The 16,975-nt window shown below is 37.7% G+C and carries 13 protein-coding genes; 9 read left to right on the top strand and 4 right to left on the bottom strand.

Annotated elements, in window-relative coordinates; translation table 11 throughout:
• Positions 1-74: 74 nt before the first annotated feature.
• The 4 genes from H6G69_RS18565 to H6G69_RS18550 all read right to left on the bottom strand — a co-directional run bounded on the left by H6G69_RS18565 (position 75) and on the right by H6G69_RS18550 (position 6,335).
• Positions 75-1,649 (bottom strand): TniQ family protein, encoded by a 1,575-nt coding sequence (locus tag H6G69_RS18565; protein ID WP_190690440.1) that lies wholly within the window; start codon positions 1,647-1,649, stop codon positions 75-77.
• Complete coding sequence (locus H6G69_RS18560; RefSeq protein WP_190690437.1) at positions 1,639-2,778, bottom strand: ATP-binding protein; 1,140 nt, start codon at positions 2,776-2,778, stop codon at positions 1,639-1,641. The genes H6G69_RS18565 and H6G69_RS18560 overlap by 11 nt, the downstream gene beginning before the upstream one ends.
• Positions 2,772-5,354 (bottom strand): Mu transposase C-terminal domain-containing protein, encoded by a 2,583-nt coding sequence (locus H6G69_RS18555; RefSeq protein WP_190690434.1) that lies wholly within the window; start codon positions 5,352-5,354, stop codon positions 2,772-2,774. Before H6G69_RS18555 ends, H6G69_RS18560 begins: the two co-directional genes overlap by 7 nt.
• 795 nt (positions 5,355-6,149) lie before the next feature.
• Positions 6,150-6,335: a hypothetical protein gene (locus tag H6G69_RS18550; protein WP_190690432.1), complete on the bottom strand. Its 186-nt coding sequence runs from the start codon at positions 6,333-6,335 to the stop codon at positions 6,150-6,152.
• A 388-nt stretch (positions 6,336-6,723) separates the two neighbouring features.
• On the opposite strand from H6G69_RS18550, the gene H6G69_RS18545 reads away from it, so the two are divergent.
• The 9 genes from H6G69_RS18545 to H6G69_RS18505 form a co-directional block, all read left to right on the top strand.
• Positions 6,724-7,656: a transposase DNA-binding-containing protein gene (locus H6G69_RS18545; RefSeq protein WP_190690429.1), complete on the top strand. Its 933-nt coding sequence runs from the start codon at positions 6,724-6,726 to the stop codon at positions 7,654-7,656.
• Complete coding sequence (locus H6G69_RS18540) at positions 7,637-7,897, top strand: transposase (RefSeq protein WP_190690426.1); 261 nt, start codon at positions 7,637-7,639, stop codon at positions 7,895-7,897. The genes H6G69_RS18545 and H6G69_RS18540 overlap by 20 nt, the downstream gene beginning before the upstream one ends.
• A gap of 173 nt (positions 7,898-8,070) precedes the next feature.
• Positions 8,071-8,238, top strand: coding sequence for a hypothetical protein (locus H6G69_RS33540; RefSeq protein WP_199336104.1), 168 nt, complete (start codon positions 8,071-8,073; stop codon positions 8,236-8,238).
• Between the two features lie 170 nt (positions 8,239-8,408).
• Complete coding sequence (locus H6G69_RS18530) at positions 8,409-8,654, top strand: tyrosine-type recombinase/integrase (RefSeq protein ID WP_397326947.1); 246 nt, start codon at positions 8,409-8,411, stop codon at positions 8,652-8,654.
• Between the two features lie 197 nt (positions 8,655-8,851).
• Positions 8,852-9,646 (top strand): hypothetical protein, encoded by a 795-nt coding sequence (locus H6G69_RS18525; protein WP_190690408.1) that lies wholly within the window; start codon positions 8,852-8,854, stop codon positions 9,644-9,646.
• 307 nt (positions 9,647-9,953) lie between these two features.
• The gene (locus tag H6G69_RS18520; RefSeq protein ID WP_190690405.1) at positions 9,954-11,765 is read left to right on the top strand and encodes a hypothetical protein; all 1,812 of its coding nucleotides are present in this window, start codon (positions 9,954-9,956) and stop codon (positions 11,763-11,765) included.
• 732 nt (positions 11,766-12,497) lie between these two features.
• Positions 12,498-13,862, top strand: coding sequence for an IS4 family transposase (locus tag H6G69_RS18515; RefSeq protein WP_190690403.1), 1,365 nt, complete (start codon positions 12,498-12,500; stop codon positions 13,860-13,862).
• A gap of 616 nt (positions 13,863-14,478) precedes the next feature.
• Positions 14,479-15,951 carry an IS66 family transposase gene (tnpC, locus tag H6G69_RS18510; RefSeq protein ID WP_190690399.1) on the top strand — a complete coding sequence of 491 codons (1,473 nt, stop codon included), beginning with the start codon at positions 14,479-14,481 and terminating at the stop codon, positions 15,949-15,951.
• Positions 15,945-16,975: IS4 family transposase (locus H6G69_RS18505; RefSeq protein WP_313951444.1), on the top strand; the 1,031-nt coding region annotated here is incomplete at its 3' end. The genes tnpC and H6G69_RS18505, both read left to right, overlap by 7 nt.

Genomic DNA, 16,975 nt, shown 5'->3' with positions numbered 1-16,975 from the left:
CCGAACTGTGACTTAAAGGAAAAGATTGCCGGAAATTAAAGGATAAGCTTGCCGAACCCTGATTCAGACTGGCTTTAAGCATTTTCAACTGAACGGCGAGCTTCCCAGAAAGCATCGACAACTTCCTTTTTCCATAAAGCAGAGGGTTTAGCCATAAACTGACGAATATTTTTAAGTGTAGGATTAATACCCTGAGCATAAAGTTGTGGAACAATTTGTTGAACTTCTAAACAACCTTGTTGAATCACTTCCAAGCGACGTAATAAATGGTAATGTTTGTACCGCTCAACAATAATTTGGCAAAGGTCTGGGCAATAGAGGTAGAAAGTAGCTAAACCAATATGATGACATCTGGCTACTTCGCTGAGGGACGGTGGAGGAGAAATGTTATTGTCAATAACGCCCTGCAAAAGCTCTCGGATATGCTGCTGACGCTTTAAAGTTGCATAATCAGTAGCTCTCTTCTTAATAACAGTGGCTAAAGATTTTGAAATATGAGTTAAAGGGCTGTAACTTTTATATCCAAGACGATAAGCTAACTGGGTAAGAGTTGGGGGAGGTTCTTCAAATAATGCTTGTTGCATTGCTGCTCTTGTAGCTTCAATGTCTGGTTTACTGCTATAAGTAACAGAAGATTTTCTTCGGCGTTGGCTAGTCTTGGAAGCTAAAATAGCTAGTTTATCAAGAGTTACGGGATTAACCTTGGCTTGGAGAAAATCAGCAACAGAAGTAGAGAGTATGTAACAGATTTTCAGCAATTCATAAACAATAGGAATTGTGGAACCTTGATGCCAATGAAGAAATTTACAACGATTGACTCCCAAGAAACGACCTAAAGCTGAAATATTACCATTGGTTAATTGATTAGCATAAAGCTTGATAGCTTTATTAATACTATCTCTTTGAGGTATAGAGTTAAATAAAACAGCTTTTGAAAGCAATTCTCCTAAAGCACTAGCAACCCAAATATCCCATTCAAGAGATTGAGATATATCTGGACAATGCTGTAGAACAGAAGGATAATGTTCGCCCAACCAAGCATCACATTTTAAGCAAAACCCTGGACGAGTCGTCTGCCAAAGAGGTACAAATTTTTGATGACACTGAGGACAAATAGATTGCAAAGGTCGATGATGCTCCAAACAAATGTTGACAGATTGAAGCGCCCATAATAAAGGAGAGTAAATCACTTTTGAGCTATCACGCCATTCTTGATAACATTGAGGACACCATGCAAAATCAGGTCTAAGTAACTCTTGAGATGGCAAAACTTCTGCCCAAGTCAGCAGTGTTAAAAACTCCAAATCATCGCGCAGAGTAAGTTGATTCAAGGCGGCTACGAATTGCTTGGCTTTTACAGAAGTTCCATTTAAAGATTTAATATAATATTGTCCATATACTTTCACTAAACTAGGGTAATACTGTTGTATATCATCTGATTTAGAGAATTTTTTTTGAATTTCAGCAGCGATTAAAGTTCCGACAGCCACACTATGAGCTTCGGCTAAACGAGCAACATAGCTAGTTATACTCTCCACATAAGGCGTTCCGATTCCTATCGGTTCAAGATGGAATAAAGAACTACGCGGTGGAATCTTAGGGCGTTCTAAGTTCCATAATTCATCAGTTTGGTTAACATCAACTTTCATTATCTTGTGTCCCTACAGGATCTCGTTTTGGTTTTCGTTTCCCAACACGTCCTTTCTTAAGAGAAGCTCCCTGTACTACATCAGGAGTAACAGAAGTAGTTAAATTTCCTATGAAGTAATAACTAGACTCTTGCTTGAGGCGTAATTGACCCTGCTCTGATTCTTGAAAAATCTGGTTAATTCGTCCTTGGCTGAAAGCTCCTTGCTCCAAATGTTTAATAGTTAATGTTGCTGCATCTTCTTCATAAGCAAATCGCAATGAACGAGTCAACCAATTTTTAAGAATTCCTACACAACCGACTGAACCAGAAAATAGATATTCGTAATAATTTTCTAAATAAGGTTCTTCTTCTAAGGGAAGATGCTTCTCCAATGTTCTAATAACTCTAATAAATTCAGTAACATCTTCAGCCTCATCAAGTTGGTAAGGAGTTAAATGAATATCTTCACTACGTCTTCCTACTTGTCCATTGAGAGTTGAACAATTAAGAAGCTCATAAGTTCCAAATAAGATATGTACTGTTCCCGTCAGATTCGCAATAGATTTAATCCAATTCATTTGATGCAGCATTTGGTGTCCACCGGACATCATTAACAAATGTTGAGCTTCATCTACTAGGAAACATCTTAACTGGCGATACCGAAACACCTTTTCCATTGCTCGTCGCAAAGTAGGTACGTCTTTACGATTGGATTGATTAATCAATCCTAAATCTTTGTTATCAGTCCAAGAGAGTTTATAATTAGACTTATATTCGATTAAAACTTCATTGAGAGATTCTAAAGCCCGAATATAGTAATCCTTATGACTAAAATTTCCTCGTTCGGCTGGAATAGCTTCAACGCTAGCGACAGCAATTTTACCAGGGTTTACTTGTAATTCCTGGAGAAATCGTTCCAATAAGAGTTTCTCTAGGCGCAGTCGCAAGGTAGTTTTACCCACGCCAGTTACACCAAAAACTAAAAATACTAGGGTATCCGCAGGTTCAAGAATATTAATTAATAGCCTGTCCAAAGCTTCTTTAAGTTTGCGGTGAGGAACTGTAATACTTTTGAAATAACAAGTCTTATCTTCACTAGATTTATTTAGGAGTTCTTGCGTAAATGCTCGTGCATTAGTATTTACCATAACTCATCATTCGTATATGGATTAATTGTATTAAAATCTATTTTTGGTTCTAAACTTTTTTCTGACTTCAGATTGCTTTTAGCAACTTTCTTAACTTTTTGTGATTTATTTCTTTTCTGGTATTCACCTGTTGGCTGAGTTATTCTGCCTTCAATAATCGAGCGAACGTCAATACCTGCTAAATCATGTAATCGTTGTTCTAATATTGCTTCTTTTGCTTCTGCTTCTTCAAGGTAAGCTGCTCTTTCCTTAGCTGTTAAATTGATTCTTTTACTAGATTTCTGTCGAGTGCGACGTAATTCAACTGTGGCTAATTTAACTTCTCGCTCTGAACGATTCTGGAAAGATTTATAATATTGGGAGATACACCGAATCCACTGCCCTTTGACATAAGCATAAGCTGTTCCCATGTCAAAGGGGTCATAACGCACTGGGACATCTGTCCCTTCTATTTCTGGTTGGATAAACGAATCATCTATTGACCAATAGTAAAGGTAATTGATTTTGATTCCACGGGATGGTTGCACCTTAGCTGTTCCTTTAGGAGTAGATGGTAGAGTAAATATTTTAAAGTTCTCGTCATAAATAATTTCTTGCATCTTTCTTTGTCCGCTTTTCTCTATTCCTTCTGTGAAGGCTTGATGCGGACTTTTACCTAGAGTTGGATGTTCTTTATTATCGTAAAATTCATAACTGTAAATGCAAAAGAAAGCATACAGTTCATCTAATGTCCAAACTGCTTGTTTTTTCGGATTATTTGATTTAGTTACTAAACGAACTTGTTTGGTTATTTGCGTGTTTCCTTGAAGATTATGAAAAAATTCTGTATTGGTTGTCCCAAAAAGACGTTCAATCACTGACCCAAATCGAGCTTTGGCTGGCGGACGTTGTTTTTTAGTGCAGCCAAAGGCAGCTAAAAGTGTTTCAAAATAGATGCTACTGAACTCAGCCCCGCCATCGACAACAATCGTCTCAGGTAGGCGTGAATATCTCTGCACACAAATTCGCAGCACCATCATAATTGAGCGGTAGCTTGGTTCGTCAAAGGTTAAATAGACCGCTAAAATTCTTCTACTGTAAGCATCCATCAGCAAAGTAGCCCAAGGTCTGCCTAGATTACGCCCTGTACGGGAGCAGACTAATTCCACATCTACCTGTGTATGGTCAATGTGAGCGATTTCCCAGGGCCGATCTCCATGAGGCGGAGTGGTTAAGTCTAATTCCCAGTAGAAGGCTGATTGCTGATAAGCTGCACGAGAACCAAGCCGTTTTTTAGTTTGTTCATAACCGGAACGTTGCTTGATTCTGTTGCAGAAAGTCACATAGCTTGGTAGTTCCTCTGGATTTTTGGTTTTTTCCCATTCGTGGCTCAAAACTCCGTAAACTGCCATTCTCCCTTTTTGTTTGAGCGTTTCGTAGTGGTCAGCAATAATTTTGTCAATGAAGTCCTGCGTCTGTTGTGATATTTTTGGTTTTCTATTACCTTTGCTTGCATGATTATCGAGCAGCCCAATATATCCCCAGTTATATTTCTTTTGAGCCAGGATAAATTTAGCTTTCCAATAACGAATAGTACGCTCAGATATAGTAGCGTTATCTATTGGTTTACCTGCTGCTTGTTGAGTAATAATTTGATAGCGATGGTTTGCTTGTGCTAAATCACATGGGCTGGCTTTTAAATAGCGTTCTATTGCTTCTGGGTGGATAGAAGATGTAAAATTTGTGGATGTTTGGTTAGTAATCGCTGCAAAAAGCGAGTTCTCTTCGGTGATTTTTTGCTCTAATAACCAGCGATTGTAAGCATCAGCTGCTGCTTGATCAACAAATAAATGTACTCTCTCTGGTTCAGTTAAAGAAGCAACACTCAAGTCAGTATAAATTTCCCCATTAGCTATTAAGGCATTCACCTCATCTGATGTCGCCGTTAAGGTTTGAATCAGGTCAGAGTAGGTTATTCCTGGTGTCAGGGCAACCTGCTCTCTAATGCGGTTCGCAACTTCCACATTTATTTGATAAGTCTTGATAGTGTAGGCTTTGAGAAATTGACGATTTCTGTACTTAACCCAATTGATTTCCTTATCAGTACGGAGGCGGTAATACAGACCTAATTGTTCAACGACTTCCGCTACTGGTGGACTTACCCATCCCACATCTATTGAAAAAACATAGCGTTCTGGTTGCTTGGTTGCTAGTTTTTCTAATCGAACAGAGGACTTCCATTCTTCAAAACCTGCACTCGATTTTCGCATGACAAAAAAATCTGGAACATGAGTCACTGTTACCGTTCTGCCATTTTTGGCTTTGACTTTTAGGCACAGACGGTAGGGTTGATCATAGTATTCCAAAACATCATTGTCTTGTTCATATTCTTCGCTTGCTGGTAATTCCACTTTATGGGACTCGAACTGAATTGTTCTGCCCATTTTCATACTGGAGTAACTGCCAACAACGTTGATTCCATTGCTTCTGACTCGCCGCACAGGTTCTGATGACCGAATTTGTTCAATCACAGAACGCGCTTGTCCTGATATTTTGAGGCGGTGACACCAATTCTCAAACTCTTGTGCGTTGAGCATTTTTACTTAAAAAAGTGGCTTGGACTCACGGCAGGCTTTGACTTAAATTCTTTGGACTGGTGGCAACTTTATCATTTAACTGGAGTCCAACACTTACTTGGCACAAATCGTAATAATCAAGCTTTCAGGCTTTGATGCGGCAAGCTTATCCTTTAATTTTCGGCAATCTTTTCCTTTAAGTCACAATAGAAGCCAAAATGTAACAAAAGATGTGACTAAAGGACAAAGAGAAATGCAGTTAAAAATGTTTACAAATAAAGTTACAAAACTAAATTAATTAAACTGATAAAAAAAATAATTATTGCATTCAAAAATGATGATTTTTAGTGAATTAACCTGTGAGAAAAAGTTAGTAATTACTGAAAATCTAACAAGTTATGATGTGCAAAATAAATTATAAAAAAAGATTGCATAAGCTTGACATAATCTCCATTAAACTCATCTAATTTAATAGCTCAGATTAGTTTAACTTGTTATTAATAATATAACAGGTTAAAAAGTCTAAATGGGATGAGATTGGTTATGGTAGATATAACAGAATAAAGAACTAGATGATAGCAGCAACGTTAGACCTTACCTGCCTTTGAGGATGGCACAAAGCACCTGCCGTTGACTATTAGAAGATTTGAGTATTTGAAACCAAGAAAAGCCTTATCAACACCCCTAAAGTAGCCGACTGGATTGCAATCGAGCGATCGCTACTGTTTTGTACTAAGACTAGCTATGCTGTCAAGTCCGCTCAAATTTGCAGTAGATAAGAAACAGCTTTTGTAGAAATGCTTATTTATTCTAGCGTTAAATATCAAATATTTTTATCCATTCCACAGTTAAAAATACTAAAACAATTTGTGTTACTAGATAGCTGCTAAACGTTTCTTTCCACGTTACAGTTCTAACATCTAAAGTTAACAATTCTGGCATGATTTGTAGTGCTGTAGGATGGCATAATCGGCAGAGCAATCTGTATCTAATTTCTTTCATTGAATGGCTAGATAAAAACAAATTTAGAGCTTCATATGCAATTTTACAATGCAGTGTCCAAAATGCAGCAAAGCTTTAGTGGTTTTACATCTGTTTTGATCGGCACGAGTAATTTGTTTAACGAGCGCAAAGCTCAAAAACCTGTTATAAAACTCCTAACAGGTTACGATTAATCACGAGATAAAGCATTGTTGAACAATATAGTTTTGCAAGTGCGATCGCTTTCTAATTGCCCCAAAAAATTTTAACTGAGGTACAAACCTGAGTGATACGCCTGACTTTTCACGGGATGTGGAAAAGGGAAGGTGGTTCGCGTAAGATTTATGCGAATCAATTCCCGATAATTAACTTGTGATTTTAGATATTGTCGTGGTAGGTGTGTCAATGAGTGGAAATAAAAATCTTAGAGAATAATCTGTATGAAGAGTGTAACTTTGGAGACAAGCGTTTAACCCAAAGAGCAGCATTTATAGGTGAACTTTTATCAGTAAAATATGGTCAGCCTTTATCAAAAATATTTAAAACAGCTAGTGACCTCAAAGGTGGTTACGAATTTTTCTCGAATCCAAAAACCAATTTTGACTCGTTGACTCAACCTTACTTTAAACAAACAGCCCAAGAAATAAACGGCACTCCTGTGGTTTTAGCTGTAGGAGATACAACTTTTTTAGATTACAAAAAAATATTAGATAAAAGAGAAGAATACGGCCCAATAGGTAATGGTGGAAATGGATTAATTTTACATAGTTGTTTAGCTTTAGAACCTGATTTGGGGCAGCCCTTGGGGTTATTGTGGGAGAAGCTTTGGCATAGAGAGCATAAAGCATCACAGCCGAGTAATGAAACCCAAGAAGTTAAAGAAGAGCGTCTAAAACAAGAGCGAAAAGCTAAAAGAAATAAAGAATTTAAAGAAAAAGAATCTTATAGATGGGTTGAAGCTTTCTCAAAGATAGAAAAACAATTTTCTACTTTAGAAATTCCAGTAGGGGGATTACCGTCGAAGATAATTCATGTCTTTGACCGAGAAGGCGATATTGCAGAAGTTTTCGCTCAAATCAGTCAAACTAAAAACGCGGGTGTAGTAGTCAGGGCGGCACACAACCGAAGTCTTGAAGCAGAGAATGGCCATTTATGGTCATACGTAACTTCCACTACTCTCAAGTTTGTAAAAGACGTTGAACTAGCCGAAACCAAAAAGCGTAATGCCAGAACTGCCACCTTAGAAGTCAGGTATTGTCCAGTATCAATTAGTCCGCCAACCCGCTTGAAAAATCAAAGTAGTTTCAATATTTACGCAGTCTATGCAAAGGAAATTAATTAACACACCAGAAAATTGTGAATCAGTAGAGTGGATGCTATTAACTACTGAGCTAGTTGATTCGGAGCAATCAGCAACTCAAATTCTCCGTTGGTATACGTACCGTTGGCGGGTTGAAGAGTATCATAAAATTCTCAAGTCAGGTTGCCAAGCCGAAAGCTACCGATTAGCAGGTGAAAGTATGTCAACGATGTTGGGATTTTTAACTGTGATTGCCGCACAGCTATTGCGAATAGCAAAATAGCAAAATGCAAGGAGCGCCTTGAGCAAGAAATTCATTCGATACTCGCTCAAGGTAAGGTTGCTCCTGCTTCATGTTGGATTGTTCGTTACCAAGCGAAGGGGCGGACTGATAATTATTGGTATTATAAACTACAGGCATCTTCACCAATATTTCCTACAAAGACTGATGGTAAATTGTCTCGATATCAGCATTTGGGTAAAGCTGGTAGTCCAGCATACTTAAATGCTCTTGAACAAATTACCCGCCGTGCCAAAATCGAAGCTTTAGATCGATCCATTGAGTCCCTCAACCTTGGGCTAAAAGATTTAATCGAAGAAACTTCTAAATATCGCCAACCATAAAAATTAGTTCGCGTAAATCCTCCGCGAACCAATTCTCCTTTTCCACATCCCGTGAAAAGTCAGATTGGTATCCAGGTACTTTGGCGCGGTTGGTTAAAGTTACACGACCTCTGTGAGGGTTGGCACCCTAGCTATCTAATACTAATTAGATAGCTAGGGGTATTGAGCCGTTGAACTTGTCAAAGTTCACAACGCGATCGCAGCTTCGACGAGCGCCCTTATATCAGACTACCCACAGTTTTCGGAGGACTGCGTTAACCAGGATGAGTGATGCCGGGATACCGTTGCGCCACATTCAGGAGATATCGGGACATCGAACTTTGGCAGCTTTGGAGCGCTATCTGGGTGTAACTGAGAAGCAGAAGCAAAACGCGATCTTGGCAGTATTATTACTGAAATTACTTATTTTTCAGTAATAATACTGCTTTCTTAAGCAAGTCACTAGGTTTAAGGTAGTTGCTTGACAGCTAAGGATGATGCCAACCCAGTTGAATTAGTACTAACTACCGATATATGCATAAATTCCCTATACCTAAATTTAGACTTCAGAATTAAGTTAAAAGTTAAGGTTTTTATTTAGTTTGACTGCCGTCTCAAATAAAGGTGATTTTATATGCGGTTTCGCCACTTCATTGGTGTATTTTTAGGCTTATTTTTGATATTTGCAATGCCTGAGCTTATACAAGCAGACGCGGCGATTGCAGACATTGATATTCAGCCTGAAATAACACAACTTACAAAACTTATAAAACTTACAATTGAAAAAGTGGATCTAATAGATAAAGAAACGAATTGTAGAATCCATAAAAACGCGTCTTTGGAAATAGAAATTGGCGAACAAAAAACCAAAAAGGATGATATTGAAAGTAAGATCAATTATCTTAAACAAACAATTGGTAGTTATACAAACAAATTACAAGAGCTAGAATCAAGAAAATCAGAAGCTCAAAGTAAGTATGATAAGGCCAGAGCAGAATATGATAGAATACCTGCCGAATTAATGTTCAATAATCCTTGGTGGGCGAACCATACTTATGAATTATCACAAGAAGTGGGCAGGTATAGCTCGGAGATTTCTCAAATAAAAAAGGAATTGGATGATAAAAAAAATAGACTAGCTCAAGAAGAAAGTCAATACAAGCCAATATCAGAAGAATTTGAGAAGTTAAAAATAACTTACAGTGATTTGGAAAGTCAAATAAAACTTGGAAAAAAAATTTTAAGTGAATTAAATTTTTTTCATAAGAAACTAAAGGAGGCTAATGACCACAATAAAGAACAATTAAGAGAAAGTCAGAAAAGTAAGTCAAAAATAGAAAAATTAAATATAGAACAATTAAATAAAGAAGCGCAAAATATACTAGAAATAGTTGATAATTTTTTGTTAAAAAAATCATGCTTAGGTTAAGTTGAATAAGAATTCATACCTCAGAATTACCGAATAGAAGGATTCAGACCACCACTAATTTTAGACCACGATTGGCGGAGATTGAGCAGGGGTATTAAACCCATAAAATCATCCACCAGTCGTACAGAATTCATGCGCTCATTCTAACTCATGATTCCTGAGTTCTGTTTGATAAAAATGTCACCAATATATAAGGTTTTGTTACACGATTCTACATTTCTGTCTTTTGTTAATCACAATAGATAGTTAAGTTTATCACTAATAACCCACTCAAAGAAATAAACTACCACAACAAGGAGATTTGAAAATGGCTAACACAGTTACTCGTCTTGAAACAAGCAATTATTCATTAAATAAAAAAATAAAAGACGCTATAGAGTCATACAGTAATAAGCAGGAAATGCCTGAACCTAACTCTGATATAGTAAGGCTTTATCAAGAAAAGATTACCAAAAACTACGATGTCAGTCGTTCAAAAAATGAAATTGAAAATGCCGTCGAGTTATTATCAATTGCGTACAACGCGACACCTATTAAAGCAGGAGAAATAAGAGTAAAAATAGCCAAAATACACCAGGACGTAATCAGATCTCAAGAAGATGCTGAACTAATGATGAATAAGGTGGTAAGAGAGGCAGGGAGAATTTCAAAGGAGCTAACAAGTATATTTTCGATCCTAAAAAAATCTAACGAAGATCAAAAAAAAGACTTTATTCTCAATGAATTCTCTGATGTTATCGAAAACATAAAAACGAAAGCATCTGACATCCATGATGGACTAATAGAGGTCGCTCAGTCATTTGGAAAAATTTCAGAAGAAACGTTAAATGCGACCTCTAGCAGTGAATTAGTGCTAAGCAGTGAAGTTAAAGAACGCGAAAAAGCACAACAAGCCATCGCTGAATATGAAGCAAAGCAAGCATCCATTGAAAACTTATTAGAGTCTCTTCGTGAATCAATAAAGAAATATAATAAATTCGCGGAAGAGATGAGCCAAAAAGCTGACACAGCAGAGAAAAGAGCTTTTATTACACAACTAGTACAAATTGGCGCACAAACTGTCGCTGCTGTTGCAGGAGTTGTTTCTATGTCAATGGGAGGCTCAGCGGGTATGGCTACTCGAGTAAGTACCAGTACCATTCGCAACGTAACAAACCAAGGGAAAACAGGTGATGAAAGCGATGATAGTGAATCAGACGAGAATCCAGCAGAGATCGAAACAAGTAAAGCTAATGCTCAACTAGATAAAGCCAAAGCCCAAGATAAAGTAGGCGAATTAGAAAAACATATTATAGACATAAACGATAAAATTGAAAAAAATAAACAGGAACAGCAATCGACAACAAAAAAGGCCGAACTAGAACAACTAAAAAATAACTTGAAACAAAAGCAAAAAGAGCTTGACAATGCAAAAGAAAATCTCGAAGAATTAAGTAATAAATTGGAGAATCTGCAAAAACGATTAGACAAAATTTCAAAATATGCAAGCGAGGTTAGCAAACAACAAATAGAGTCTGGAAACTCTTTTCGTAATCTTCAACTGGATTTCTTAAATAAAGCTGAAGCATATGAAAAAGAAAAAATGAAGAATGATGCTGAGTTAATTCAAATCAAAGCGCTATTAGTTAGTAAGGCTAGTGTCCATGAAAGTATTGAGCTTACGGTAAAAACGCTCATTCTTAGCATTAAATCTCTAAAACAGGTAAAAAACATTCTTGAGGAAGTTGCTGCCTTTTTTAAAAATTTCGCGGCCTTTTTGGAAGAAGTATCTAAAGATGCTGAGGAACAATCAAAGCTTATCAATAAGGCTGCTACTAGTAAGACGGGACGTGACTCTTTCGCTATGCAACGAGCTGTCGAAGGGATTAATGAATTCACTATTTCGCAGTGTGCTGAGTGGTATGCTACTGAAGATTTGGCTAAACAATTTGTTGACGTATTCAATAGTGGCTGGAGAATGATGAATGGTATGTCTGGTAAATATCTGGGTGAGCAAGAACTCAAAAGTTACATAGTCACTGCTGCCAATCGAATTGAAGAAATCGCAAAATCGAGAGAACAAGCTGCCAATGCTAAGGTTTTTCATATAAAAGAATACCGCGAGAAACTAAATGCATAAGCAAAAGATGAAGAGCGTGCCATTTGGGGTATGGGTAGCATTCGCGCAGAAAACCGGGTTAACAGACATTACATAAGTAATACAAGGATTTTTAGAAGCTGAAACCCTTATTTTATCGTTGAGTAGTTACTCGATAAGCTATGCTTTAGTCGCATCTTTCTTAACAAAAAAGTGGAAAGCCAGGAATGAGACATAGTAATAGTTTCAGCGATAGTGGCTAAGAAGTAAGAGAGGTGCGATCGCCCCAAAAGCCTATGCTTTAGTCGCATCTTTCTTAACAAAAGAGTGAAAAGCTAGAAACTAGATAGAGTAATAGTTTCAGCGATAGTTCCTAAGAGGAAGTCGAGATGTGATCGCGCCAAAAGCAATGATAATTAACATCAAATTTGAAGAGAAGTAACGAAAAGTTGTTAAGAGTGAAGTTGAATAACAAGAAAGAGACAAAAGAGTTTTAAGAGTGAGAAAAGGCTATAAAGTAGTCACAGTAAGAATTTGAAGCGAAAAAAGAGCAATTGAGTAAAATATAACTTAACAAAGTAAGAATTGCCCAGTTAGATAAAATAAATAACAGGTTGTAGAAGAAATAGACTGAAGTGAGCAATTTTGCAGTTGTTAATTATAGTTAACGATAAGAGAATTGCCAAAGAAAGTATTGAATTTAGGCTGAAAATAAAGGCTTTGCCGGATAATTTCACAAGTGTAGATGGTTGTGAAAGTAGAGGAGAAAAGCCTATGAGTTGGGCAGCAGATGAACTAGAAGGCGCAGAATTAGGAGATAAAAGGCGAAACAGACGTTTAATAAAAGTAGTAGAAGATTTAGCAATGCAGCCGAACGAGAGCGTTCCACAGGCAAGTAGGGATGCAGCAGCAATGCAAGGAATATACGAATTTTGGGCAAATCCACGAATTAAAGCCGCAGAAATACTGTCAGCGCATACATCAAGCACAGTAGAAAGGATAAAAGGACATTCAATCGTATTGGCGATACAAGATACAACAGAATTAGATTTTAGTGACCACCGCAGTAAACGGGGAATGGGTGCGATTAGCAAGTCAACAGCGAAAGGATTGAAAGTCCATACAAATTTAGCGGCGAGTGTAGAAGGAGTGCCGTTGGGGATATTAGGTCAAAAGACCTGGGCAAGGGACAAGAGTAAGGCACAGGGCGACCGAAGGCGAGCGATCGAGAGCAAAGAAAGCCAACGCTGGTTGGAAAGTTTGAAAATAACTCAAGATTTAATGCCGGCGGGTACTCGTGTGATTACAGTAGCGGATCGCGAAGCAGACATTTATGAATTATTTGCGCTAGCAGCAAAGGAGAAAAGCGAGTTTTTAATCAGAGCAGCACAAAACCGAAATACTTCATCAGCAAGAGTGAGCGCGGAAGTAAAACCTTTGTTTGAGGCAATTCGGCAGACAGCGGAGATTGGTCAACTGAAGTTAGAGTTACAACGCACGCCCAGAAGAATGGCTCGAAGTGCAACTTTAAGTGTGCGAGTGACGAAACTATGGCTGCAACCACCAGTAGCAAAGCAATCACAGCTAGATGAAGCGGTGGAAGTATATGTAATTTTGGCAGAAGAAATGCAACCACCAGCAGGAGAGAAAGCTATCTGTTGGTTACTGCTAACGACATTGGTTGTGAATGATTTTGAACAAGCGAGTAAATACTTGAAGTGGTACAGCTATCGTTGGTTAATAGAGCGTTATCACTATTGTTTAAAAAGTGGCTGCCAGATTGAAGAATTGCAGTTAGAAGAAGCAGAAAGGATTGAAAGGGCCTTAGCAACGTATGCGATCGTGGCATGGCGGTTATTATGGTTAACCTATGAAGCGCGAAGTAATCCAGAACAGCCAGTAGAAGGAATACTAGAGAGACATGAGTGGCAAAGCTTGTATTGTATGGTTCAGAAAACGAATCAGCTGCCAAATGAAGTGCCAACATTAGAGCAATGTATACGTTGGATAGCGAGTTTGGGAGGATTTTTAGGGCGAAAAGGGGACGGAGATCCTGGGGTAAAGACTTTATGGCGCGGACTGCAACGATTACATGATATTGCAGCAACGTGGCAATTATTAAAGCAATTAAACTGTTAAATAGATGAGATGAAATTCAAGTTAATTGAAGCCAAAATGTAACAAAAGATGTGACTAAAGGACAAAGAGAAATGCACTTAAAAATGTTTACAAATAAAGTTACAAAACTAAATTAATTAAATTGAGAAAAAATTAATTGTTGCATTCAAAAATGATGATTTTCAGTGAATTAACCTGTGAGAAAAAGTTAGTAATTGCTGAAAATCTAACAAGTTATTATGTACAGAATAAATTATAAAAAACTATTGCATAAGCTTGACATAATCTCCATTAAACTCATCTAATTTAATAGCTAACTATTATCTATAACCTGTTATAAAACAGTAACAGGTTCAAATACTGAGGAAGATGAGAGCAGCCATGACTGAGATAGCGATCGCCAAGTAATACCAAAAGATATTATTATAAAGTGGTCTTCACTGTTTGATAGAAAGATTTAATTTTAAAACAAAAGAAGTTTATAGCTCATCAAGCCCAACATATCCAGTTGGATTCATCAGGTGATAATGATAAAGATTGATTGCACAAACACTGCCAGCATTGGCTTAGATTTATAGTAAGGATTCAGGTGGCAGAGTATTGACAAAGGGGATACTAGAGTAGGAGTATCACAAATATGAACCAAAACCTGCCTCAAGAATTAGACCGAGAAAGCTTGAACCAGTTATCAAAAGAACAACTGGTAGAGATAATTCTTGAGCAGAATAAGGTAATACGTGAATTACAGAAAACAATCTTACAACTACAGCAAGAAGTAGAACGTTTAAAAGTTAGCCGAGATTTAGATAGCTCGAATTCGTCGAAACCACCATCTGGAGATATTCACAAAAAGAGTGAAAACAAAAAAGCTCCTCCACAAGAGGAATCAAATCAGCCCAAAAAGAAGCCAGGCGGTCAGCCAGGACATCAGGGAAAAACCCGTAAAGGCTTTGGCAGAGTAGACCGTTATGAAATCTTACGCCCTCTTAATTGTGATTACTGCGGTCAAAAAGCATTTGCACCCCTAGCAGTAAAAGTAGAAAAACACGCGGTAGCGCAATTAGTGGAACAACCCATAGAAATAGTTGAGTATCAACGCCAAACTTGCGTGTGTAAGTGTTGTGGAAATTTACAAACAGCCGCCTGGCCACAAGACATGATCCCAGGACAAGATTTAGGAACGTCATTACAGGCATTTTTAGGATGGGTAAATAATTATGCACATATGCCCTACGAAAAACAGCAGGAAATGTTGTGGGAACTGGGGCAAATCGATATTGGGCTGGGGACGTTAGTTGCAACCAATGAACGAATAGAACAAGCAATTGAACCGAGCATCACTGAGTTAAGTAGTTGGCTAAAACAGACACAACCTAATATCCATGTGGATGAAACGCCTTGGTCAGTCAAAGGAGTCAAAGAATGGTTGTGGGTAGTTGCTAATTCTGAATTCTGTCTGTTTACTGCGGCTGACACTCGTTCACGAGCAGAATTAGAAGCAATTTTAGGTACTCAATATCAAGGTGTAATCTCTTCCGACGATTTTAGTGTCTACAATGGCTATCCAGTTTTTGCCCAACAGAAATGTTTGGCTCATCTACGTCGTCACTTTAAAAAATTAATTCAACTTCCAGGTCTTCACAACCAGGCTATTGGGGAAGGTTTTGTTGATTTAATTGATGAAGCCTTTAAAAATTACGCTCACTGGTTTGAAACTCTTGACCAGAACAGTTACAACGACTGGGTAAATCAATTCAAATCTAAGTTACAATCTTCGCTCAATCAGTGGATTGACAAAGCAGGAGCAAAAGCCGCCCAGGTTTTACGTTCTTTACGGGATAAAGCTTCTCAATGGTGGTATTTTCTTGAAAATCCTGAAGTTCCCCCTGATAATAATCAGGCTGAACGATCGCTGCGTTTAGCTGTGACAAAACGTAAGGTCAGTGGTGGTTCACGCTCGATGGAGCGGTTTCAACATACTGCCAATTTGTTGACGGTAGTGCAGACTTGTCGCCGTCAAGGTCGGTCTGTAATTGATTTTTTTGCACAAGCACTAATGGCTGACTCTAATAATAGTCTGTCTCGTCCTTCTTTGCTTCCACAATATTAGACCTGAATCCTTACCCTCTACCTATACAACAAAATAGTCGTAGACGGCATATACAAAGGTTTTTAACACTAAATTCTTTAAGTGTAGTATTGCTGTGGTTTCCTATCATTGAAGCAATAATTGATCAACATTTTAAACAGGGGTCACAATTAACCATTGCAATGGATAGAACACAGTGGAAAGAAAACAATGTGTTAATGGTGAGTGTGATTTATCAAAAAAGAGCTTGGCCAATATATTGGTGTTTGTTAGGGAAAGATGGTTGCAGTAACCTAGAAGAACAGCAAAAAGTATTACGCCCAGTAATTCGCTTATTAAAAAAATACAAACTAGTAATTATTGGGGATAGAGAATTTCACAGTGTAGAACTAGCACATTGGCTCCACAAGCAGAACCTGAGTTTTGTATTCCGTCAAAAAAAGGATACTACTTTTCGGAAAAAAAGACAGAAATTTCAGCCTTTAAGTAGCATTGAGATTTATCCTGGTATTCGCTCCTTTTATACCGATGTTAAAGTTACTCAAAAACAAGGTTTTGGTTGGTTCAACTTAGCTGTTTATTGGAAAAGAAAGTACAGAGGGAAACAAGACAAAGAAGCTTGGTATTTATTAACTAATTTGCCTGACTTAAACACTGCTCTCAAAATATATTCTCAACGTTTTGGGATTGAAGCTATGTTCAAAGATTGCAAAACAGGTGGTTACAATTTAGAAAGTTCTCAAGCTAACCCTGATAGACTTGTACGCTTAATTCTCTTGATTGCTTTAGCAATGACCAGTGCTTGGTTACATGGACAAAGAACTAAATTTCAAAAACTTGATTCTTATATTTGTCGCCAAGAAGAAAAAAATAGAAATGAGAAGCGTCACAGTAATTTCTGGATAGGTTTATATGGTTTCAATTGGATAGTTGCTTTGTATGGGTGTCAAGCATGGGTCGAGGAACTGGTCGCTTTCAGTCGCAATAAGCAAGCATATTATCAGCGAGGCTTAAGGGCTATGAAGCTTATACAACAAGCACTTTA

Source organism: Nostoc sp. FACHB-110 (assembly GCF_014697425.1).
Classification (GTDB): domain Bacteria; phylum Cyanobacteriota; class Cyanobacteriia; order Cyanobacteriales; family Nostocaceae; genus Nostoc_B.
Note: the sequence above shows the minus strand (reverse complement) of the source record. Positions and strands in the feature narration are given on the sequence as shown.

Excerpts from the sequence above, each read along its gene's own strand:
- H6G69_RS18565 (WP_190690440.1), bottom strand. The coding sequence starts at position 1,649 with ATGAAAGTTGATGTTAACCAAACTGATGAATTATGGAACTTAGAACGC.
- H6G69_RS18560 (WP_190690437.1), bottom strand. The coding sequence starts at position 2,778 with ATGGTAAATACTAATGCACGAGCATTTACGCAAGAACTCCTAAATAAA.
- H6G69_RS18555 (WP_190690434.1), bottom strand. The coding sequence starts at position 5,354 with ATGCTCAACGCACAAGAGTTTGAGAATTGGTGTCACCGCCTCAAAATA.
- H6G69_RS18550 (WP_190690432.1), bottom strand. The coding sequence starts at position 6,335 with ATGAAAGAAATTAGATACAGATTGCTCTGCCGATTATGCCATCCTACA.
- H6G69_RS18540 (WP_190690426.1), top strand. The coding sequence starts at position 7,637 with ATGCAAAGGAAATTAATTAACACACCAGAAAATTGTGAATCAGTAGAG.
- H6G69_RS18525 (WP_190690408.1), top strand. The coding sequence starts at position 8,852 with ATGCGGTTTCGCCACTTCATTGGTGTATTTTTAGGCTTATTTTTGATA.
- H6G69_RS18520 (WP_190690405.1), top strand. The coding sequence starts at position 9,954 with ATGGCTAACACAGTTACTCGTCTTGAAACAAGCAATTATTCATTAAAT.
- H6G69_RS18515 (WP_190690403.1), top strand. The coding sequence starts at position 12,498 with ATGAGTTGGGCAGCAGATGAACTAGAAGGCGCAGAATTAGGAGATAAA.
- tnpC (WP_190690399.1), top strand. The coding sequence starts at position 14,479 with ATGAACCAAAACCTGCCTCAAGAATTAGACCGAGAAAGCTTGAACCAG.